Source organism: Enterobacter sp. BIDMC 27 (assembly GCF_000534415.1).
In the GTDB taxonomy this organism is placed as follows: domain Bacteria; phylum Pseudomonadota; class Gammaproteobacteria; order Enterobacterales; family Enterobacteriaceae; genus Enterobacter; species Enterobacter hormaechei_C.
The window spans coordinates 2,538,016-2,558,898 of record NZ_KI973178.1; the positions used below are offsets into that span (position 1 = coordinate 2,538,016).

Annotated in this window: 23 protein-coding genes, 2 tRNA genes, 1 pseudogene and 1 riboswitch; of the genes and pseudogenes, 11 read left to right on the forward strand and 15 right to left on the reverse strand. The window is 55.4% G+C overall.

The features are described 5' to 3' along the window. The first annotated feature begins 111 nt into the window (after nt 1–111). On the forward strand, nt 112–2,166 hold the full coding sequence (gene helD / locus L463_RS10755) for a DNA helicase IV (RefSeq protein ID WP_023296275.1): 2,055 nt from the start codon (nt 112–114) through the stop codon (nt 2,164–2,166). Between the two features lie 53 nt (nt 2,167–2,219). Here helD and mgsA read toward each other — a convergent pair whose 3' ends face one another. Both mgsA and L463_RS10745 read right to left on the reverse strand, forming a co-directional pair. Continuing rightward, nucleotides 2,220–2,678: a methylglyoxal synthase gene (mgsA, locus tag L463_RS10750; protein WP_003858146.1), complete on the reverse strand. Its 459-nt coding sequence runs from the start codon at nt 2,676–2,678 to the stop codon at nt 2,220–2,222. An 80-nt stretch (nt 2,679–2,758) separates the two neighbouring features. After that, on the reverse strand, nt 2,759–3,421 hold the full coding sequence (locus L463_RS10745; protein WP_023296276.1) for a curli synthesis inhibitor: 663 nt from the start codon (nt 3,419–3,421) through the stop codon (nt 2,759–2,761). Nucleotides 3,422–3,592: 171 nt separating this feature from the next. On the opposite strand from L463_RS10745, the gene L463_RS10740 reads away from it, so the two are divergent. After that, nucleotides 3,593–4,006: a CoA-binding protein gene (locus L463_RS10740; protein ID WP_006809337.1), complete on the forward strand. Its 414-nt coding sequence runs from the start codon at nt 3,593–3,595 to the stop codon at nt 4,004–4,006. A 32-nt stretch (nt 4,007–4,038) separates the two neighbouring features. On the opposite strand, the gene hspQ is transcribed toward L463_RS10740, so the two are convergent. Then, on the reverse strand, nt 4,039–4,356 hold the full coding sequence (gene hspQ / locus L463_RS10735; RefSeq protein ID WP_003858136.1) for a heat shock protein HspQ: 318 nt from the start codon (nt 4,354–4,356) through the stop codon (nt 4,039–4,041). A gap of 60 nt (nt 4,357–4,416) precedes the next feature. After that, nucleotides 4,417–5,607, reverse strand: a complete 1,191-nt coding sequence (gene rlmI / locus L463_RS10730) for a 23S rRNA (cytosine(1962)-C(5))-methyltransferase RlmI (RefSeq protein WP_017693677.1) — start codon at nt 5,605–5,607, stop codon at nt 4,417–4,419. Nucleotides 5,608–5,700: 93 nt separating this feature from the next. Here rlmI and yccX point away from each other — a divergent pair, with 93 nt between their 5' ends. Next, the gene (yccX, locus tag L463_RS10725; RefSeq protein WP_003858131.1) at nt 5,701–5,982 is read left to right on the forward strand and encodes an acylphosphatase; all 282 of its coding nucleotides are present in this window, start codon (nt 5,701–5,703) and stop codon (nt 5,980–5,982) included. Here yccX and tusE read toward each other — a convergent pair. Both tusE and yccA read right to left on the reverse strand, forming a co-directional pair. Next, a complete protein-coding gene (tusE, locus tag L463_RS10720) occupies nt 5,979–6,308 on the reverse strand; it encodes a sulfurtransferase TusE (RefSeq protein ID WP_003858129.1) in 330 nt (109 codons plus the stop codon). The two genes, yccX and tusE, sit on opposite strands and share 4 nt — an antisense overlap. Before the next feature lie 88 nt (nt 6,309–6,396). After that, on the reverse strand, nt 6,397–7,056 hold the full coding sequence (yccA, locus tag L463_RS10715; protein WP_003858127.1) for an FtsH protease modulator YccA: 660 nt from the start codon (nt 7,054–7,056) through the stop codon (nt 6,397–6,399). Nucleotides 7,057–7,326: 270 nt separating this feature from the next. On the opposite strand from yccA, the gene L463_RS10710 reads away from it, so the two are divergent. Together L463_RS10710 and L463_RS10705 are read left to right on the forward strand one after the other, a co-directional pair. After that, nucleotides 7,327–8,955: an ABC transporter substrate-binding protein gene (locus L463_RS10710; protein WP_023296279.1), complete on the forward strand. Its 1,629-nt coding sequence runs from the start codon at nt 7,327–7,329 to the stop codon at nt 8,953–8,955. Nucleotides 8,956–9,099: 144 nt separating this feature from the next. Further along, nucleotides 9,100–9,187 (forward strand) — tRNA-Ser (locus L463_RS10705). Nucleotides 9,188–9,247: 60 nt separating this feature from the next. On the opposite strand, the gene L463_RS10700 is transcribed toward L463_RS10705, so the two are convergent. The 3 genes from L463_RS10700 to L463_RS10690 are packed head-to-tail and all read right to left on the reverse strand — an operon-like array spanning nt 9,248 to nt 12,041. Continuing rightward, nucleotides 9,248–10,009 carry an ABC transporter ATP-binding protein gene (locus L463_RS10700; protein ID WP_017693675.1) on the reverse strand — a complete coding sequence of 254 codons (762 nt, stop codon included), beginning with the start codon at nt 10,007–10,009 and terminating at the stop codon, nt 9,248–9,250. Further along, nucleotides 10,006–11,037, reverse strand: coding sequence for a FecCD family ABC transporter permease (locus L463_RS10695; protein ID WP_017384785.1), 1,032 nt, complete (start codon nt 11,035–11,037; stop codon nt 10,006–10,008). The genes L463_RS10700 and L463_RS10695 overlap by 4 nt, the downstream gene beginning before the upstream one ends. After that, nucleotides 11,034–12,041 (reverse strand): ABC transporter substrate-binding protein, encoded by a 1,008-nt coding sequence (locus tag L463_RS10690; protein ID WP_032104944.1) that lies wholly within the window; start codon nt 12,039–12,041, stop codon nt 11,034–11,036. The genes L463_RS10695 and L463_RS10690 overlap by 4 nt, the downstream gene beginning before the upstream one ends. Nucleotides 12,042–12,214: 173 nt before the next feature. Here L463_RS10690 and L463_RS10685 point away from each other — a divergent pair, with 173 nt between their 5' ends. Then, nucleotides 12,215–13,828 carry a mechanosensitive ion channel family protein gene (locus tag L463_RS10685; RefSeq protein WP_032104945.1) on the forward strand — a complete coding sequence of 538 codons (1,614 nt, stop codon included), beginning with the start codon at nt 12,215–12,217 and terminating at the stop codon, nt 13,826–13,828. Nucleotides 13,829–13,868: 40 nt separating this feature from the next. On the opposite strand, the gene L463_RS10680 is transcribed toward L463_RS10685, so the two are convergent. Beyond that, nucleotides 13,869–14,387, reverse strand: a complete 519-nt coding sequence (locus tag L463_RS10680) for a LuxR C-terminal-related transcriptional regulator (protein WP_023303404.1) — start codon at nt 14,385–14,387, stop codon at nt 13,869–13,871. A 254-nt stretch (nt 14,388–14,641) separates the two neighbouring features. On the opposite strand from L463_RS10680, the gene L463_RS10675 reads away from it, so the two are divergent. Continuing rightward, nucleotides 14,642–14,729: transfer RNA gene (locus L463_RS10675), tRNA-Ser, on the forward strand. Between the two features lie 42 nt (nt 14,730–14,771). On the opposite strand, the gene L463_RS10670 is transcribed toward L463_RS10675, so the two are convergent. Beyond that, nucleotides 14,772–15,773, reverse strand: a complete 1,002-nt coding sequence (locus tag L463_RS10670; protein WP_032104863.1) for a magnesium transporter — start codon at nt 15,771–15,773, stop codon at nt 14,772–14,774. 60 nt (nt 15,774–15,833) lie between these two features. Then, nucleotides 15,834–16,003: riboswitch (M-box (ykoK) riboswitch) on the reverse strand. 159 nt (nt 16,004–16,162) lie between these two features. Between L463_RS10670 and L463_RS10665 the strand changes: the two genes are divergently transcribed. Then, nucleotides 16,163–16,666: a DedA family protein gene (locus tag L463_RS10665; protein ID WP_032104864.1), complete on the forward strand. Its 504-nt coding sequence runs from the start codon at nt 16,163–16,165 to the stop codon at nt 16,664–16,666. 1 nt (nt 16,667) lies between these two features. Here the strand turns inward: L463_RS10665 and L463_RS10660 are convergent, their stop codons facing one another. Next, nucleotides 16,668–17,417 (reverse strand): SDR family oxidoreductase, encoded by a 750-nt coding sequence (locus L463_RS10660; protein WP_015570880.1) that lies wholly within the window; start codon nt 17,415–17,417, stop codon nt 16,668–16,670. Nucleotides 17,418–17,517: 100 nt separating this feature from the next. Between L463_RS10660 and L463_RS10655 the strand changes: the two genes are divergently transcribed. Further along, on the forward strand, nt 17,518–17,877 hold the full coding sequence (locus L463_RS10655) for a winged helix-turn-helix transcriptional regulator (RefSeq protein ID WP_017384779.1): 360 nt from the start codon (nt 17,518–17,520) through the stop codon (nt 17,875–17,877). Nucleotides 17,878–17,943: 66 nt separating this feature from the next. Here the strand turns inward: L463_RS10655 and L463_RS24570 are convergent. Next, a pseudogene (locus L463_RS24570) lies at nt 17,944–18,051 on the reverse strand (winged helix-turn-helix transcriptional regulator); the annotation flags it as partial. Nucleotides 18,052–18,203: 152 nt separating this feature from the next. On the opposite strand from L463_RS24570, the gene agp reads away from it, so the two are divergent. Next, complete coding sequence (gene agp, locus L463_RS10650; RefSeq protein ID WP_017384778.1) at nt 18,204–19,445, forward strand: bifunctional glucose-1-phosphatase/inositol phosphatase; 1,242 nt, start codon at nt 18,204–18,206, stop codon at nt 19,443–19,445. 32 nt (nt 19,446–19,477) lie between these two features. Here the strand turns inward: agp and L463_RS10645 are convergent, their stop codons facing one another. Beyond that, nucleotides 19,478–19,705 carry a YccJ family protein gene (locus tag L463_RS10645; protein WP_006809324.1) on the reverse strand — a complete coding sequence of 76 codons (228 nt, stop codon included), beginning with the start codon at nt 19,703–19,705 and terminating at the stop codon, nt 19,478–19,480. A gap of 18 nt (nt 19,706–19,723) precedes the next feature. Next, nucleotides 19,724–20,320: an NAD(P)H:quinone oxidoreductase gene (gene wrbA / locus L463_RS10640; RefSeq protein ID WP_006809323.1), complete on the reverse strand. Its 597-nt coding sequence runs from the start codon at nt 20,318–20,320 to the stop codon at nt 19,724–19,726. A gap of 391 nt (nt 20,321–20,711) precedes the next feature. Between wrbA and L463_RS10635 the strand changes: the two genes are divergently transcribed. Then, on the forward strand, nt 20,712–20,882 hold the full coding sequence (locus tag L463_RS10635) for a con-10 family general stress protein (RefSeq protein ID WP_001273664.1): 171 nt from the start codon (nt 20,712–20,714) through the stop codon (nt 20,880–20,882). The last annotated feature ends 1 nt before the right edge of the window (nt 20,883 follow it).

The window sequence follows — 20,883 nt, forward strand, 5'->3', positions numbered from 1 at the left end:
TCCTTCGATATGATTAACGCCCGGTGATTGTAACGTTTTTTTGGGCTGGAGCACCTTAAAACTGGCAGTTAAACTGTCTGACAAATTATGACCTCGTGGATCCGGCAGGATATGGAACTGAAAGCAACTTCAATGGGCAAACGCCTGGCGCAGCACCCTTACGACAAGATTGTCCTGCTCAATGCAGGAGTGAAAGTCTCCGGTGAACGCCACGAATACCTTATTCCGTTTAATCAGCTACTGGCCATTCATTGTAAACGAGGGCTGGTATGGGGGGAGCTGGAGTTCGTCCTGCCGGCAGACAAAGTGGTGCGACTCCACGGGACCGAGTGGGCGGAAACCCAACGCTTCCACCATCATCTGAACACGCGCTGGCAGCAGTGGAGCCAGGAGATGAGCGTGATTGCCGCACAGGTTCTGCAACAGGTGCTGGACGATATCGCGCTAAGCAATACGCAGCAGAAGTGGCTGACGCGCCAGCAAACCGCCGGGCTTCAGCAAAAAATCGCCCAGGCGCTGACGGCATTGCCTTTACCGGTGGCGCGGCTTGAGGAATTTGAGAACTGCCGCGACGCGTGGCGGAAGTGCCAGGCCTGGCTGAGCGATATCGAGAAAAGCCGTCTGGCGCATAACCAGGCCTGGACTGAGGCGATGCTTACGCAATATGCCGACTTCTTCAGTACAGTGGAGTCATCGCCCCTCAATCCTGCCCAGGCGCGCGCCGTGGTGAATGGCGAACAGTCTTTATTGGTGCTGGCAGGTGCCGGGAGCGGCAAAACGTCGGTGCTGGTGGCGCGCGCGGGTTGGCTTCTGACAACGGGCGAGGCGGTTGCAGACCAGATTTTGCTGCTGGCCTTTGGTCGCAAGGCTGCGCAGGAGATGGATGAGCGCATTCAGGCGCGTTTGCATACCCAGGATATCTCGGCGCGCACGTTCCACTCCCTCGCTTTACACATCATTCAACAGGGCAGCAAAAAAGTTCCTGTTGTCAGCAAGCTGGAGAACGACGCTCAGGCTCGCCAGGCGCTGTTTATCAAGGCATGGCGTCAGCAGTGCAGTGAAAAAAAGGCGCAGGCGAAAGGCTGGCGTCAGTGGCTTGAAGAGGAACTCAGCTGGGAGGTGCCGGAGGGCAGCTTCTGGCAGGATGAAAAGCTGGCGCGCCGGCTGGGCTCTCGTCTCGACCGGTGGGTAAGCCTGATGCGCATGCACGGCGGCTCTCAGGCGGAGATGATAGAAAGCGCACCGGAGTCGATCCGCGCTGTGTTTTCTAAACGGGTTAAGCTGATGGCGCCGATGCTGAAAGCGTGGAAAACCGCGCTGAAAGACGAAAACGCGGTCGATTTTTCGGGGCTGATCCATCAGGCCATCATCATTCTGGAGAAAGGGCGCTTCGTCAGCCCGTGGAAACACATTCTGGTGGATGAGTTTCAGGATATCTCGCCGCAGCGCGCTGCGCTGCTTTCGGCGCTGCGGGCGCAGAATAAACACACGTCGCTGTTTGCCGTGGGCGATGACTGGCAGGCTATCTACCGTTTCAGCGGGGCGCAACTATCCCTCACGACGGCCTTCCACCACTATTTTGGGGAAGGCGATCGCAGCGATCTGGACACCACCTACCGCTTCAACGCGCGGATTGGCGAAATAGCCAACCGTTTTATTCAGCAGAACCCGCATCAGCTGTCGAAACCGCTTAACAGCCTGACGTCGGGGGATAAAAAGGCCGTCACGCTGCTGGCGGACGATCAGCTGGAACCGCTGCTGGATAAACTGAGTGGCTATGCGAAACCGGATGAACGGATTCTGGTGCTGGCGCGTTATCACCACCTCAAGCCGACGGCGCTGGAAAAAGCGGCGACGCGCTGGCCAAAACTTCAGCTCGATTTTATGACCATTCACGCCAGTAAAGGGCAGCAGGCCGACTACGTGATTGTGGTGGGGCTAAAAGAGGGGAGCGACGGTTTCCCTGCACCGGCGCGGGAATCCGTGATGGAAGAGGCGTTATTACCTGTTCCGGAAGATTTCCCGGATGCAGAGGAGCGGCGTTTACTGTACGTGGCGATAACCCGCGCGCGCCATCGCGTGTGGCTCTTGTTCAACAAAGAGGAGCCGTCGGTGTTTGTCGATATTTTGAAAAGTATTGACGTGCCGGTGGCGAGAAAGCCGTAACGCGCCGGGCAAATTCTGTAGGCCCGGTAAGCGCAGCGCCACCGGGCAAAAAACTACTTCAGTCTCTCCGCAAGATAACGCTGATAATCCGGGATCAAAATCTCCACCGGATCGTTAAACTGCGGCGATTCAATGATGAAATCTGCCGTTGAAAGATTGGTGGCTACCGGAATGTTCCACACCGTCGCCAGACGCAGCAGCGCTTTAACGTCCGGATCATGCGGAACCGCGTTCAGCGGATCCCAGAAGAAAATCAGAACGTCAATTTTACCTTCTGAAATCTGAGCACCTACCTGCTGGTCACCCCCCATCGGGCCGCTCAGCATGGCATTCACTTCCAGACCGGTTTCGCGGTGGATCAGGTTGCCGGTTGTTCCCGTGGCAGAAAGGGCATGATGCTGTAAAAGAGGCTGATGGCGACGAACCCAGTTAAGCAGCATTTGTTTACAGTGATCGTGCGCAACCAGAGCAATGTGCTTGCGCGCCGGAAGTGTGCGTGTTGTCAGTTCCATAATCTTATCCGTGAGGTTACCTCGCTACACGATGACGGGAACTGGCTGATGCTGCAAGAGAAAGGACGAAAAAATGTGGCTTACGACGAAGGTTGTTGCTTCGCCCATTGCAGAAAACGGGCGCGCGTGTCCGGATCGGCATTCTGGAACCAGAACTTGAGGCGTTGCTCAGTAAGGGTCTGCGACTGAGGGGGGAGTACATCCAGCTCCGATACGCCCGAAAGCAGGGTACTGTCATCCGCCATCATGGTGGCGAACTGGGGCAGCGAGGCGCGCCTGCTGGCCCTGTTGTAGGTCTCGGTGTCCGCTTCATAGTCTGTTCCCTTTGGCCTTTTTGTCAGCGCCAGAATATCCAGTTTTACCGGGATGGGCATGGAGTCCCCGTCCACCAGTTCAATGCGCGGCGAGGCATCAAATGCCAGTGACTCCTTTTCTGTCTCAAGGCGCGGGAGACGAAAATTGACCTGGCTGATACGCTGGGTATTAAAGCTGACCACCAGCGGAGGCGAAATGTACACCTGCTGTTCGTTGTCGGCGAGGCGAATGGTTTTTTCCACCCGAAAAACCACCTGATGAGGGCCGTTATCCAGCTCGATACTGTCTGCACCCCGCAGCAGGGAGCTGGAGACTTTTTTCCCGTCCAGCACCAGCAGGTCAATGTCGGTTGAGAGTCTGAGGGTGGTTGCGAAAACACAAACCGGCATGATTAACGCAACCACAGCCCAGGCAATGCCGGTTTTCATAGCAGACTCCTGTAGACAAACTACCCGGTAAGAATGTATCAAAAGTTTTCGACAAACACGTTTACTAACATATAGACATATTCTGCCGTTTTGCCCTCATACTTCTGTATGGGATGCGTGGTTGAGATGTCCGCTTTGACGTACACTTTGAAAAAAGCCAGGAGGAAGAGCATGAAAGAGAACGACATTGTCGAGATTCTGACGTCCACGCGCACTATTGCGCTGGTCGGCGCGAGCGATAAACCGGATCGCCCAAGCTATCGGGTCATGAAATACCTTCTGGATCAGGGTTATCACGTGATCCCGGTCTCGCCGAAGGTGGCGGGGAAAACGCTGCTGGGCCAGCAGGGCTATGCGACGCTCGCGGACGTGCCGGAAAAGGTGGATATGGTGGACGTTTTTCGCAATTCAGAGGCGGCCTGGGGCGTGGCGCAGGAGGCGATTGCCATCGGCGCGAAAACGCTGTGGATGCAGCTGGGCGTGATTAATGAGCAGGCGGCCGTGCTGGCGCGCGATGCCGGGCTGAAGGTGGTGATGGATCGCTGTCCGGCAATCGATATTCCCCGTCTGGGGCTGGCAAAATAAAAAAAGCCCGTTTGACGGGCTTTTTTACACCTTCAGTTGCGCAGTCTTGGTGCCTGTAACTGTTTGCGGATGGTCTGAGCAAGCTCGTCCATAGTGGGTTGTTCCGGATGCTCATCCTGTAGTTCACCACTCAGCTGCGCTTCGGCAAGATAGGTATGGACAGGCTGACCATCGTCGCCCTCCATAACCACATGATACCAGGGCGCGGCGCGAAGCTCTGCGTCAACGGCCAGATCGTCTGCTGACGGTTCATCAAGGGAATACTCCGGGTCGATATCCACGACCACACCCAAATATCCAAGCAAGGTGTGGCGGACCTGCTGGCCGATACCGAATTTGCTGGCAATCATAGTCACCTCCCGGGAAACATTACATACACACTATGTGCGGGCAATATTTCTCTTTTCAAGTTACATGACGCGACAGGCAAACCCTTTCAGATACAGCCCTTCCGGGTAGGTAGCGATCACCGGGTGATCGGCGGCCTGACGGAACTGCTCTATAAATTGTACATCACGACCCGCATCTATTGCGGCATCGGCGATGATTTTTTGGAATAAATCTGTCGTCATCAGGCCAGAGCAGGAGAACGTCAGCAGCACGCCGCCCGGGTTCAGCAGCTGGATCGCCAGCATGTTGATGTCTTTATAGCCACGGCAGGCGCCCATCAGCTGGCTTTTGTTTTCCACAAACTTCGGCGGGTCCATCACGATGACGTCAAATTTCTCGCCCTGGTCGCGGTATTTACGCAGCAGTTTGAATACGTCGTCGCGCACAAACTCCGCTTTGCTCAGATCCAGCTTATTCAGCTCAACGTTCTGCTTCGCCACGTCCAGCGCTTCCTGTGAGGTGTCGACGCTCACTACCTGAGCACAGCCGCCCATCAGGGCAGAGACCGCAAAGCCGCCGGTATAAGAGAAGCAGTTCAGCACGCGTTTATCGGCAACGTACTGGCGCGTTGCCAGACGGCTGTCACGCTGGTCGAGGTAATAACCGGTCTTATGGCCGCCCTGGATATCCACCAGCAGCTTCATGCCATGTTCTTCGATAGGCAGCAGGGCAGGCGGCAGTTCGCCGGTGACCGGGCCTTGCGTCAGCTCCATGCCCTCTTTTTTACGTACCGCCACGTCGCTGCGGTCGTAAATGGCACATTCCGGGAACAGGGTTTGCAAGGCGCTAATCAGCGCGGCACGCTGGTATTCCGCCCCGGCGCTCAGCAGCTGCAACACCAGGAAATTGCCGAAGCGGTCAATGGTCACGCCCGGCAGCCCGTCGGACTCTCCGGCAATCAGACGATAGCTGTCCAGCCCGTCACGCTTTGCCAGCCACTCGCGCCACTGCTGCGCCTGTTGCAGACGACGGACAAAGAAGTCGATATCGATGGTTTCGTCTTTATCGAACGTCCAGACGCGCGCGCGGATCTGAGATGCTGGCGAGTATGCGCCGCGTGCTAACCATTTCCCCTGATGGTCAACAATATCGATGGTTTCACCGAGGCTGGCTTTACCTTCCATGCGGGCAACCGCGCCGGAAAAGACCCAGGGATGACGGCGCAGTAATGACTTCTCGCGCCCTTTGGCTAACACTAAACGTACACTCATAATTTGCTATTCTGTCGATTCCAATGAAATGGCCGCCATTTTCCCGACTTCAGTGAGGAAATGCAACGCGCCAGTCGGATAAGGAGAAGGATGATGTCAAATGTTTGCACCATTGCCTGGGTCCATGGCCTTGTACAGGGCGTCGGATTCCGCTACAGCACCCAGCGCGAAGCCCTTCAGCTCGGGCTGACGGGGTATGCGCGTAACATGGATGATGGCAGCGTGGAGGTTGTGGCCTGCGGTGAGGCGGATCGGGTAGAGAAGCTGGTGGCGTGGCTGAAAGCGGGCGGACCGCGCAGCGCGCGGGTTGATAAGGTGCTAACGGAACCGCATCAACCCGGCCGGGAATACGCTGACTTCAGTATTCGCTATTAAATGCATTTTACCGGCTTTGGCAGGCCGGCGATTTTTGTCGCCTGTTTAGCCGGGCCTTTCGGAAACAGGCGATACAGATAACGGCTGTTGCCTTTCTCTTCGCCAAATTTATTCGCCATGGCTTTGACCAGCATGCGGATAGCCGGCGAGGTGTTGAATTCAAGGTAAAATTCTCGCACGAAGCGCACCACTTCCCAGTGTTCCGGGGAGAGGGTAATTCCTTCGTTTTCCGCAATTTTCTCCGCCAGCGCTTCGCTCCACTGGCTGCTCTCTTTCAGATAACCGTCGTTATCGGTTTCGATCTCTTTGCCTTCAAAACTCAACATATTCATTCACGCGTTAGTCAAAAACCGCCTCAGTCTACCAAAAAAACAAAGCCCCGCATAAGCGGGGCCCTGTTCACAGCACGGTGAGTTAATCGCGGCTGGCGAAGCCCAGGATGCTCAGCAGGCTGACAAAAATGTTGTACAGCGACACATACAGGCTCACGGTGGCGCGGATATAGTTCGTCTCACCGCCGTGAATGATGTTGCTGGTTTCATACAGGATTGCGCCGGATGAAATCAGGATAAACACCGCGCTGATTGCCAGATGCAGCGCAGGCAATTGCAGGAAGATGTTCGCCAGCATACCGACCAGCACAATCACGATACCTGCCATCAGCATACCGCCAAGGAAGGACATGTCCTTACGGGTGGTCAGCACGTAGGCCGAGCAGCAGAAGAACACCAGCGCGGTACCGCCCAGCGCCATACCAATTACGTCGCCCATTCCGGCAGACAGATAGGCATTCAGGATTGGCCCCAGAATGTAGCCCAGGAAGCCGGTAAAGGCGAACGCGGAGAGAATCCCCACCGGTTTATCCGCGGTTTTGTAGGTCAGGAACATCAGACCGTACATACCTACCAGCGTGAGGATCAGGCCCGGAGAAGGCAGCATCAGTACGGTGCTGGCCGTCGCGGTGATCGCCGAAAACGCCAGCGTCAGGCTGAGCATGAAATAGGTATTGCGCAGCACCTTATGGGTGCTGAGTAGCGATGTGCGGTCGCGTGAAGAAGTAATTATACGATCCATGAGTCACTCTCTTATGACAGATGTAATTAGCGCAAAGAATAGGAAACGGCGCGGCAGACGCAAAGTGGTTTTACCCATCTTTACTCAGCCCCTTAGGGATTATACTGGTTTTTTATTCTGGCAAAGCCTTTGTACTCAGAATGAAGTGCGGTTTGTAGGGCGTATTCAGATCAACCTCTTATAGGTCACTGAAAAATATTGCGTTATTTCCCTAAGGCCGCTAAGAGTTATTTCCGGATCGTCATAAAAACAGACAATAAGGCGAAGGAAATGAAACCACAAACACGCACGCACTTTACACTCTCTTTGTTAACCGCAGGGATCCTGTGCGCCAGCACGGCAACCTGGGCGGCTAACGTGCCGGCAGGAACCCAGCTGGCAGATAAGCAGGAACTGGTCAGGAACAACGGCAGTGAACCCGCCTCGCTCGACCCGCATAAAGTCGAAAGCGATGTCGAATTCAATATTATCAGCGATTTATTCGACGGGCTGGTCAGCGTCTCTCCGGCAGGTGAAATCCAGCCGCGCCTGGCGGAGAAATGGGAAAATAAAGACAACACCGTCTGGACGTTCCATCTGCGTCCGGGCATTACCTGGAGCGATGGAACCCCCATCACCGCGGAAGATATTGTCTGGAGCTGGCAGCGGCTGGTCGACCCGAAAACCGCCTCTCCGTATGCCAGCTATCCCGGTAGTATGCGTATCGTCAACGGCACTGATATCGCAGAAGGCAAAAAAGCGCCCGAGTCGCTGGGGGTGAAAGCCATCAATGACACCACGCTGGAAGTTACGCTCACGCAACCTAACGCCGCTTTCCTGGCGATGCTGGCTCACCCGTCTCTGGTGCCAATTGATAAAGTCCTGGTAGGCCGTTTCGGTGATAAGTGGACCAAACCGGAGCACTTCGTCAGCAGCGGGGCCTATAAACTGTCACAGTGGGTGGTTAACGAACGCATTGTGGCGGTGCGTAACCCGAAATATTGGGATAACGAACATACCGTCATCAACAAGGTGACCTATCTGCCCATTTCCTCTGAAGCTGCTGACGTCAACCGCTACAAAGCGGGCGAAATCGACATTGTTTACACGGTGCCGATCAACCAGTTTGCTCAGCTGAAGAAAACGCTGGGGAGCGAGCTGGACGTTTCACCGCAGCTTGCCACCTATTATTATCAGTTCAACACCACCCGGCCGCCGTTCAACGACGCCCGCGTGCGCAAGGCGCTGAACCTGGCGCTGGATAAAGACATCATCGCCGGGAAAGTATTAGGGCAGGGCCAGCGCCCGGCATGGCTGATCAGCCAGCCGGATATTGGCGGCGTCAAGCTCCAGAACCCGGATTACGCCAGCTGGCCGATGGATAAACGCATTGCCGAGGCGAAAAAGCTGCTGGCCGAAGCCGGATTTAACGACAGCCATCCGCTCAGCTTTAATCTCCTCTATAACACCTCGGAATCGCACCAGCGTATTGCCATTGCCGCCAGCTCAATGTGGAAGAAGAACCTCGGCGTGGAGGCGAAGCTGCAAAATCAGGAGTGGAAAACCATGCTTGATACCATGCACACCCATAACTTTGACGCGGTACGCTACGCCTGGATTGCCGATTACGACGATGCGGCAACCTTCCTGAACAACTTCCGTACCGGGGACAGCCAAAACACCACTCAGTACAGCAATCCGGACTACGATCGGGCACTGGTGAACGCGGCGAAATCGAAAACGGCGGAGGAGCGCGGTAAATTCTACCAGCAGGCAGAAGATCTGCTGGGACGGGATGTACCGGCGATCCCGGTCTATCATTACGTGCGCACGCACCTGGTGAAACCGTGGGTAGGGGGCTTCACGCCAGACAAGCTCGGGTACTACTACACCAAAGATATGTACATCAAAAAGCACTAACGATCCGCAGTGGATATTATGCTGCCAAAACGGCCAATCTGTCGTCTATTCAACCGATTAAACGCATTTTGGCTATTTTTAAAGCGAACGAATGCGCGCACTCTTTACAGCGCGCGGTGAGGTGTTTATAGTTCGCCTCACTTAGGAAGCGTGGCCGAGCGGTTGAAGGCACCGGTCTTGAAAACCGGCGACCCGAAAGGGTTCTAGAGTTCGAATCTCTACGCTTCCGCCAAATTCGAAACCCCTGCGATAGCAATATCGCAGGGGTTTTTGCTTTTGCGCCAGGCTTCCGTCATGCCACCATGTTATAGCTTATCGTGATCCCGGCGTCGGCCTTGCAGACCTGAGCTTTTACGCACCAGGTGTCCTCGATGTTTGCCGGCGTCAGAACCGTTTCTGGCGCGCCCGTGGCGGCGATCTGCCCGGCCTTCAGGAGGATCAGACGCTGGCAATAATTGGCCGCAAGATTGAGATCGTGCAGTGCAACCACCACCGTAAGCGGCAGCTGTGAAACGAGCCGCATCAGCTCCAGCTGGTGCTGAATGTCCAGGTGGTTTGTCGGTTCATCGAGCAACAGCACCTGCGGCTGCTGGGCCAGCGCGCGGGCTATCTGGCTTCGCTGGCGCTCTCCGCCAGACAAAGAGTGCCATCGCCGCTGGCGTAAGCGGCATAACTGCATCAGGCCAATCGCCTGCTCAACCGCAGCCTCATCGTCGCGCGAGGTTTTCTGGAATGTTTTCCGGTAGGGCGTACGCCCCAGTCTGACAATGTCCTCAACGGTCAGTTCTCCGTCGACCTCAGCATGTTGCGGGACAAACGCCATGTGCTGCGCGCGTTTTTTCAGCGGCATCATGCCGAGCGTTGTGCCATTAAGCGCCACGCGTTCGCTGAGTCGTGGAAACAGCCCGGCGAGACAGCGCAGCAGCGTCGACTTGCCCGAGCCGTTTGGCCCTAACAGGCCGATAATCTGCCCGGATGGCAGGTCGAGATCGATATCCTTAAGCACCGTCTGCGCTTGTCGGGTTACGGTCAACCCGGCCACGGTAATATTCATGGATGCTCCTTTCGGTTTTGATAAAGCAACGCCACAAAGACGGGGGCGCCCACCAGCGCAGTCACCACCCCGATGGGCAGAACCTGGTGCACAATCAGCGTGCGTGAGACGATATCGGCGAGGATCATAAAGTGGGCGCCGATAAGAAACGTCAGCGGGATAGATAGACGATGGCCCGGCCCACATAGCATGCGCGTTACATGGGGAATGACCAGCCCGACAAACCCCACTGCGCCCGTGGCGCTCACCAGCGTTGCGGTAACAATGGCACAGGTCAGCAATAAGACAATACGCACGGCGGTAACCGGGATCCCCAGCGTGGTGGAGACCTCATCCCCGAAGGTGAAGGTGTCCAGCGCCCGTGAAAAGAGCAATACCACCAGTAAACCCGCAAGCGTAACGGCCAGCGCCAGCAGCGCGTCAGGCCAGCGCACGCCGCTCAGACTTCCCAGCAGCCAGAACATGACGCTACGGGACTGCTCGGCATTGGCGGACGTACTGACGACGTACGCGGTCATGGCGTTGAAGAGCTGGGTGCCCGCAATGCCAGCCAGCAAAATGCGCGACGGGCTTTCACTCATCCCGTTCGTAATCACCATGATGAGCGCAAAGGCGGCGCACGAGCCGACAAACGCACCGCTGCTTACGCCAATCACGCTCCCCCCGATGCCGAGAAGCATCACGCAGACGGCCCCCAGCGATGCGCCCGCGGAAATCCCCAGCAGATAAGGCTCAGCCAGAGGGTTACGCAGGATCGACTGTAACACCAGCCCGCACAACGCCAGGCCGCCGCCGTTGCACGCGGCCATTACTGCCCGGCTCATGCGATATTGCCAGACGATACCTTCCTCCGTTTGCGGCAACGCATAAGAGGTCAAACCCAGTCCGTTGAGGATCGCTTTCCCGGTACTGGCATACGACACCGGCATATCACCGATACTGGCGGCAAAGACCAGCATCAGCGGCAGCGCCATGGCACCTGCTGCCAGTAAACCCTGCTGGCGGCGGTCAAAAGCGAAATGACTCATTGTTCATCCTGGAAAGAAGCCAGCCGATCGCTGATAAGCTCAACCGCATCGACGTTACGCAATGAAGGGTTTAACGACATCGCTGGCACCACGATGATGTGGTTGTTCCTGACCGCAGGCATGTTCTTTGTCACCGGGTCACTGCGCAAGAACGCTTTTTTTACCTCAACGTCATCGGCAGGGTAGAGCCTGCGGGACATCCCGGCGATAACAATCACGTCCGGCTGCGATCGGGCTATATGTTCCCATGTTACAGCGGGCCATTCGTCGTGAGAGTCAATAATGTTCTTCAACCCCAGCGTGCGGCTGATCCAGCCAGGCGCGCCGTAATTCCCGGCCACCCAGGGATCGCCATTCAGACGGCTGCTGGAGAACCAGAATACAACGCTAAGCGGTTTCGCGGAGGCGCGCGCCTGGGCCTTTTTAATACGCTCCGCCAGCGCACGATTGAGCTGCTCACCTCGCGCGGAAACATCAAAAATCGTCGCCAGATCTGTCACTTCCCGTGTAATTTCCGCCAGTGAAAACGGCGCGCTACGTGCTCCGTCTGCGTTTGAGGTTTCCGTTACCGTTTTATCCGTGCAGTCGGCAGGGGAGATCCACGTATTAATCCCCAGCGACGCAAACTGCTCACGGGTTCCCACTTCTCCCTGCGGACCAATATGCCAGTGATACTGTGCGAGAACGAGTTCAGGTTTCTGCCCTGCCACGGCTTCAAAGGAGGGGGAATTATCTGCAAGCCGGGGGAGGTTTTTTCCGGCATCCTCCAGCGGGGCCGGGAGCTTGCCGAACCAGACTGACGTCGCGGCGATCGTTTTCTCCAGCCCCAGTGCGAGCAGTAATTCTGTTTCATGCTGACCCACGGTCACGACGCGCTGAGGAGCCTGCGTAAAGGTCTGCTTAACGCCGCAATTTTCAATCGTGAGGGGCCAGGTGGTTGCGGCGAAAGTGGCAGGCGCCATGAAGAGCAGTGAAGCCAGAAATAACCCATTTTTAAGTAACATAGAACGCAATCCAAAATTGTTATGTTATAACATAATACATATATTGTGACTGAGAGCAACACGCTCACCGTCGCTTGTTGCAGAAACGAAAGGCTGGACTATTCTCAACATACCCACCTGGCATTCGCGGGTTGCCTGAAAAATAACAAGATTTCTGACCTGGGGTAGTAAGGATGAAAAAGATCCTGCTCGCGTTTGCGTTCTGTTTTGCCGCCCTGAGCGCCTTCTCATCGTATGCCGCAGAGCCCCGCCAGGCGCCTACGGAGCAGGAGCGCGCCCGAACGGTCTACATCTTCCATCAGCCCATCGTCATGCTCCAGGCGAAATTTGGCCTGACCACGCCGGAAGAACGCGTTTTACGCATCCGCAACACCCTGCGCAATTTTACCGAGGCGGATGTGCGTGAGCCGCTCAGCATCGTCCCCGTGACCCGCTATAACCAGCAGGGACGGCTAATAGTGATGAACGGGAAACCTGTGATGCTGCTGACGGAAGGGGATTTGGACGAAGGGGACGATCTTACCCTCAATCAGGCCGCACAGCGCGTGCTGGCGCGCATGGAAGCGCAAAGGATGGCGCTGCGCGATCAATACGATACCGGCTGGCTGGCGCTGTCGACGGTAAAAACAGCCGCTGGCCTGCTGGCGCTGTTGCTGCTCTGCTACGGCGCGTGGCGATCCTGGCGCTGGTTCCGGCGCGTCTACCGTCGGCGTATTGTGGAGAATCGCAGCCGGGTGCCGCAAAGCTGGCGGCGGTACATTGGCGCAATTGAGATTCGGCTTTACGCCTTGCTGATGTTCCTGCTGGGGTTGATCGGCTTTTACGTCTGGCTGAGCTGGGCATTCAGTCTGTTTCCGTGGACGCGGGTGTGGGGCACGTCGCTGGGAGACTGGACGCTTCGCGTGGTGCAGCAAATCGCCCTGGCGATTGTCTCGGCCTTGCCGGGGCTGACGATTGTGCTGATCATTTTCCTCATTACCGCATTTATTCTGAAGCTTCTCAGGATGGTGCTCAATCAGGTGGAGGCTGGTCGTCTGCAACTTCCCGGCGTACATCCGGAAACCGTGGGGGCTACCCGTAAGCTCATTTCCGTTGCCGTCTGGCTATTTGCTCTCTCCGCCGCCTGGCCGTTTCTTCCCGGTGCAAACTCGCTGGCGTTTAAAGGTATTAGCGTCTTCTTTGGCCTGATGTTAACGCTGGGCTCGGCAGGGGTGATGAACCATGCCATGAGCGGTCTGGTCCTGATTTACTCCCGCGCACTGCGCAAAGGCGATGTCATTCGGGTGGCGGATAACGAAGGCAAGGTCAGTGAAATTGGCATGCTGGCGACCAAAATTATTACCCGGGAAAATTATGTCGTTACCGTGCCCAACGCGGTGGTGGTGAGCGGTAAGATCACCAATCTGAGCGCGCTACAGCCCGATGGCAGCCTCAATCTGACGGTCAGCGTCACGATCGGTTATGACACCCCATGGCGTCAGGTGCATGCCATGCTGGAGCTGGCCGCGAAACGGGCAAAAGGGATTGACCTTTCCGAGCCGCCGCTGGTACGCCAGTTGGGGTTAATGGACTGGTATATCGCTTACGAATTGCAGGTCCGTCTGCTGCCCGAACAGTCCCTCGCGGTTGCCCGCAATGAACTGCATAGCCAGATACAGGATGTGTTTAACGAATTTAACGTGCAGATCATGTCCCCGAATTTTGTTATGCAGCCAGAGGGCAGCGTAATGGTTGCCAAAGAGAACTGGTATACCGCGCCAGCCAAACCCCCTCAGGGCGAAACGTGACGGCCCGGTTTTTCCGTGGCAAGGCAAAATGTTACAGCTTTTAATCGACGATCGCCGATTTTACACGGGTCATCGCCAGAATGTTTTTTGAGCGCATATTTAATTTCTCGAGGATCCTCACGCGGTAGGTGCTGGTCGTTTTTTGTGACAATTGCAGCTTTTTCGCGATCTCATGGTTTTCCAAATGAAACAGCTTCAGCACGTCATATTCGCGTCGCGTAAAGGAGTGTGTTCTGAGCGCCCGGTAAAAGCGCATCAGCTGCTGAAAAGGGTGAGCAGTAAAATGCATCGACGAATAGATAATATTATCGATTCTCACTGCGCGGTTGGCTTCTATCTCATGCATCAGGACAATGTAATCACGCTTAACTTTTTTGACCTGCCGAATGGTTTTATTGCGTAACTTATCCTGTTCAATCGCAATGATAAAATCCATCGCCTGATCGACCCCATCAAGATCGTGAATATCCGCGTCATCGCGAATCAAATGGGTTGATGTCAGGGAGCTTGATACACCCTGGCAAAGGTAGTAGTTATCACTGATAAATAAAAAATTCATAATCGTCGTTAAATAAAGTCATGGCTAATCTCTTATCGCAGTGATCCACGGTTAATGGGTGTTGTACGAAAAAGAGTCTAAATGACCACCTGCGAATCTAATAAACGTTATGAATGTAAAAATAAATGTTTACATTTTAGCCAGCCGATGACGAAGAAATCAGCGGGGCGGAAGGGGAGGACGGAAGACGTGTAATGTTATGCAATTTCGTGCTTTACATCATGCTCAGAGATGTTTATAGTGCGCCTCACTTTGGAAGCGTGGCCGAGCGGTTGAAGGCACCGGTCTTGAAAACCGGCGACCCGAAAGGGTTCTAGAGTTCGAATCTCTACGCTTCCGCCAAATTCGAAAACCCTGCGATAGCAATATCGCAGGGTTTTTTCGTTATTCCAGCCCCAGCGTATACTGCGCGATTTTGAAGTAGATAATCAGCCCGGTCCCGTCGATGAGTGTGGCGATAAACGGTGCGGAGACCACCGCCGGATCGATTTTGCAGCTTTTCAGTACCATCGGGATCACCGACGAGACGATGGCGCTCCACAGCGTAATGCAGACCAGCGTCAGGCTGACGATGAGCGTGATTTCCATCCCAATACCCATCATCCAGGCGCGAACGCAGCCCGCCAGACCCAGCGTGGCGGCAATCATTAACGAGGTGCTGATCTCTTTGCGCAGCACGCGACCCACATCGCGAAGGTGGACTTCACCCAGCGCCATGGCGCGCACCAGCGTCGAGGTGATCTGCGTCCCGCTGTTTCCGCCGGTGCCAATCAGCAGCGGAATAAAGAACGCCAGCGCGATGGCAGATTCCAGCGCCTCTTCAAAATGCTGGATCACCGAACTGGTATACGCTTCCGCAACAAACAGCAGCAGCAGCCAGACGGAGCGTTTCTTCCACAGGCTGAAGGCGCTGGTTTCCAGATAGGGCTTCTCCAGCGGCAGCGTCGCCCCCTGAAGCTGGGCATCTTCAGTAACGTCATCTTCCAGCAGATGGGCGATTTCACGCTCGGTAAGGCAGCCCACCAGCTTGCCGTGGGTCACCACCGGCACCACATCCGCACCCGCGTGCGCCAGCAGCCCGGCGACATCCGCCCGCTCATCTTCCGGTTTGAGCTGAATAAAATCCGATATCATCAACCCCTTAACAGGCTGCACGGTGTCCGTGGCCTGCAATAATTTGCGTACGGCGATTAAACCCGCGAGGCGACCGTTATCTTCGATAAAAATATGCGACGGAATATCATCATCTTTTAATTTTTCAAAGAACTGCTCGCGTGCCAGAGCTACGCATAATGAAATATCGATAACGATAAAATCGGTATTCATATATTGCGCGATGGCGCTGTCATTAAAAGCCAGGTTTTGGTTGTGAATAGCGTAAGACATAGTAAATTCCCTTTGAATAATAAAATCTCTCAGGGGCGAGCAAGACAGGGCATGTCGGAAAGGAGATCCCCACGTCCTGGGTTCAGCACTGTACACCGTATCCCACAAGGGAAGTTATACTGACAAAGCCTTGATTCGACAGTGCCTGTTTTACCCTGTGCCGGTTCTCTCGAACCCACCAGAGCGATAACGTGTATTTGTACAGGAGCCTCGCCATAACGAGATCGTTGTAAAACGAGAGGGATAATACGCCTGTTTAAATTTAGTGCTCAGAAAATTAAATAATGTTTAAGAACGGTTTAGGTAAATCTTATTAATAAAATGTTGAGGGTTTATTTAAGGTTATTCATTTTAAATGGACAATTAAATTATTAACGGGGGAGGGGAAAATGACATGGTTTGATAACCTGCTGAATCATTTTGCGCTGTATCCGGCACATCTGTTTGTGCTGTTATTCGTGATGGCGCTGAGCAAATCGACGGTGCTGATCTCCTCCGTGCTGCCGCCCGCGTCGGTGATGCTGCTGGCGGGCATTACCGTCAGCCAGGGGAGCATGCATCCTGCGCTGATGTGGCTCGCCGTGGTGATGGGGGCAACGGCGGGTTCGGTGCTGAATTACCATATCGGCCAACTGATGGGGCATACCCGGATGGTCACGCGCTTCACCTCAAAGCATGCCAATAAGTTCCTGCGGGTCCAGCATCAGCTGCAAAAGAACGGGGTCATCGTGCTTTTTACGTCGCGCTTCCTGGCGGTGTTGCGTTACATCGTCCCGCTGGCGGCCGGGATGCTCAGGCTGAATGCCGTCAAGGTCTACGCCGTCAGCCTGCTTTCCGCCTGTGCGTGGGCGGCGCTGTATGTCGGCGCGGTCACCGGCATCAGCGCCTTTTGAATTACAGGCTCCCCATTCCGCCGTCCACCAGCAGTTCCGTTCCCACCGTGTAGCTCGACTCGTCGGAGGCCAGATAGAGTGCGGCTTTTGCCAGCTCGGTCGTCGAGCCCATTCTGCCCAGCGGCACCAGCTTAATGACCTCTGCCATCATCGCGTTAAGCGCCTCGTCGCTTAAGCCCGTTTTCGTAAACGCCGGGGTTTCCACCGGACCGGGACTCAGACCGTTGACGCGGATCCCGCGCGGCAGCAGCTCCGCCGAGAGTGTACGCGCCAGCGACAGCAGGGCGGCCTTGCTCGCGGCATACGCGCTGCTGGTGGGCAGGCCGATGCGCGCGCTCACGGAGCCGCAGAGGATCACCGAGGATGGGTTATTCAGCAGCGGCAGCAGCGCCTGAATTAAAAAGAACGGTCCCTTCAGGTTGATGTTCATCAGACGGTCCCAGGCCTCTTCCTGCCAGACTTCCAGCGGCGCGTGCGTTACGTCACCGGCGTTGAGAAAGACCGCATCCAGGCGTGGCCAGCGGGCGGTGAGGGTCTCCGCCAGCGCTTTTTGCGACGAAATATCGCCTGCGTCGGTTGGGATCACCCAGGCCTTATCGCCCAGAATGCGCTCTGCTTCGGCGAGGGTATCCGGGTTGCGTCCGGTCACGGCGACGCGCGCCCCTTCAGCGATAAACGCCTGCGCGGTGGCGAGACCGATACCGCTGGTGCCGCCGGTAATCAACGTATACTTATCGGTTAAACGACCCATGTTCTTCTCCTGAAATGTCTCTGGAGAAAGCACTATAGAAACGTTAGTATCGAAAGGAAACCAGGTACCAACTGGATACTAACGAGGCAAGAGGTGTGAAATGGCAGAGCTGCTGGAAGCGTGCTGCGAAAAAAAATCTGAGGCGTATACCTGCCCGATGACGCAGTTTGTGAATCTGATTTCCGGTAAGTGGGCGATCCCCATTCTCTATCGCCTGATTGTGTTCAATACGCCCGTTCGCTTTGGCGATCTGCTGCGTGCCGCTGCCCCCATCACCCAGAAAGAGCTGACGAAGCAGCTGCGCCTGTTTGAGCAGCGCGGTCTGGTGACGCGAACGGTCTACCCGGAGATCCCGCCGCGCGTGGAGTATCAGATCACCGAGCTGGGGCTAACCCTTCAGGACGCACTCTCGCCGCTGGCCGCCTGGATGAGCGAATACGGTGACCAGCTTCAGCGTTAGGCTACTGTTTTACGTAGCGCGGATCCCCGCTTCATCGGTGAGATAGGCCACCAGAATATCGACTGCGACCCCGTAGCGCGCGTCGCGAACAATCAGCAGCGACCACCAGTCGCCGATAATATCCAGCGAACGGGCGACGGGGCAGGTGCTCTCTTCAAGGCGGGTACGTTTCACAGCGAATTCTCCGGTGGGGTATGGTTTTTTTATAAAACTCATCGGCACACGCCGTAAGCACGTTAATCATCAGTTTGAGAAATGCTTCCCGAAAAACCTGTCACGGATCTGTCACACTCAGGGCGACATTAAAAACGTGTGAGGAATTAGGGATGAGAAAAGCACTACTCGCAGTTGCCGTGGCATGTACCCTTTCCGTGACCTTTGGCGCACAGGCGCAGGACACGCCGGACGGCTATCAGCTGGAACAGGTGCTCATCATGAGCCGCCACAACCTGCGCGCGCCGCTTGCCAATAACGGCAGCGTGCTGGAGCAGTCCACGCCGAAGCAGTGGCCGGAGTGGGACGTCCCGGGTGGACAGCTCACCACCAAAGGTGGCGTACTGGAAGTGTATATGGGTCACTATATGCGCGAGTGGCTGGCAGAGCAGGGGATGGTGAAGACGGGTGAATGCCCGCCAGCGGATACCGTCTATGCCTACGCCAACAGCCTCCAGCGCACCGTGGCGACCGCACAGTTCTTTATCACCGGCGCGTTCCCCGGGTGCGATGTTCCTGTGCATCACCAGGAAAAAATGGGCACCATGGACCCCACCTTCAATCCGGTCATTACCGATAACTCCCCTGAGTTTCGCGAGAAAGCGCTGAAAGCGATGGAGACGGAACGGCAGAAAATGCAGCTGGATGAAAGCTACAAACTGCTGGAACAGCTGACAAACTACAGCGACTCGCCGTCCTGCAAGGAGAAAAAAGTCTGCTCCCTGACGGAGGCGAAAGATACGTTCAGCGCCGATTATGAAAAAGAACCGGGCGTCTCCGGGCCGCTGAAGGTGGGTAACTCGCTGGTGGATGCGTTCACGCTACAGTATTACGAAGGCTTCCCGACAGACCAGGTGGCCTGGGGGGAAATCAAAACCGATCAGCAGTGGCGCGTGCTGTCGAAGCTGAAAAACGGCTATCAGGACTCGCTGTTTACGTCGACGGAGGTGGCGCAGAACGTGGCTAAACCGCTGGTGAAGTACATTGATAAAGCGCTGGTGACCGACCAGGCAAAAGCGCCAAAAATCACCCTGCTGGTGGGGCACGACTCTAACATCGCCTCGCTGCTGACCGCGCTGGACTTCAGGCCTTATCAGCTGCACGACCAGCAGGAAAGAACCCCGATTGGCGGTAAAATTGTCTTCCAGCGCTGGCATGACAAAAACACTAATCAGGAGCTGATGAAAATTGAGTATGTCTACCAGAGTTCAGAGCAACTGCGTAACGCCAGCGTACTGTCGCTGCAATCCCCTGCGCAGCGCGTGACGCTGGAGCTGAAGGGCTGTCCGGTGGATGGCAACGGCTTCTGTCCTGTCGATAAATTCAATGCGGTGATGAACAACGCGGCGAAATAGAAGATAACCCCCCGCGTGGGCGGGGGGAACGTTCAGACGTTTTTACGTTCGATGGTTTGCTCGCCCCAGAACAGCGAGTCTTTGTCGGTTTTTTCGAAGGCGCGAACCAGCACTTCATCGTTGCCTTCTTCCCAAATCTGCTCAGCCAGCTTTTCGTCATAATTGGCGACTTCAAAGATGGCTTCGGCAATCTCCGGAGAGGTATTGCGTAAACTTGCCCATTCGCCCACGTGGTGAGCTTTGGATTCTTGAGTTGGCATACTTGTCCTCCTGTTGGGTTAGCCGTTCAGTTTTTTTGCAAGACCCGCGACGTATTCACCCTGATAGCGGGCGATTGAAAGTTCTTCATTGCTTGGCTGACGTGACCCATCCCCACCGGCAATGGTTGTCGCGCCATACGGTGTCCCGCCACGAACCTGGGAAACATCGAACAGTTCCTGCGCGCCGTAGCCAATCGGCACAATCACCATCCCATGATGGGCAAGGGTAGTCCAGGTGGAGGTGATCGTCTGCTCCTGGCCGCCGCCCGTGCCGGTAGAGCTGAACACGCTGGCCAGCTTGCCGTATAACGCGCCGGAGGCCCAGAGCCCGCCCGTCTGGTCGAGGAAGGTGCGCATCTGGCCGGACATATTGCCGAAGCGGGTCGGGGTGCCGAAGATAATGGCATCATAGTCCGCGAGCTCCTGCGGGGTGGCGACCGGGGCGTTTTGTGTTTTCCCCCCGGCTTTGGCGAAGGCTTCCGCCTGCATGGTTTCCGGTACGCGTTTAACCACGACCTCAACGCCGTCTACTCTGTTTGCGCCTTCTGCTACTGCGTGAGCCATGGTTTCAATGTGTCCATACATGGAATAATAGAGCACCAGAACTTTTGCCATTTTGCATCACTCCTCGTTGGTTTTTCTTACAGCGGATCGCTGCGTTCCTTTAAAGATATGACATCACAGCCAGACTGCAAAAATGAACGGCATTTCTTTGATATATAACAATATCTTTTGGTTATGCGCCTTGTAGCAAAATGAAACAACTTTCGCGGCGCGGATTTTTCAAAATATAAGAACGGCTTATGAATGACTTCCCCGACATTTCATACGAAAGGCTGAGATCATGTTGCAGAATATTACCTCTCGCTTGCCGGATAGCCGCATTACACTAAGCTTAGTTTCACGCGGCACAGATAAAGGCACTGTCCTTGAGCCGCGAGGTGAAAGAATCCTCTTTTACTGAATGCAATATGATGTCTAATGTTTCACACTCTGGAGGTTAGAGATGGCAAACCATCGTGGTGGTTCAGGTAATTTCGCTGAAGACCGTGAAAGAGCATCAGAAGCAGGTCGTAAAGGTGGCCAGTCTAGCGGGGGCAACTTTAAAAACGACCCTCAGCGCGCATCAGAGGCTGGTAAAAAAGGGGGTAAAAATAGCCACGGCAGCAACAAGTAGT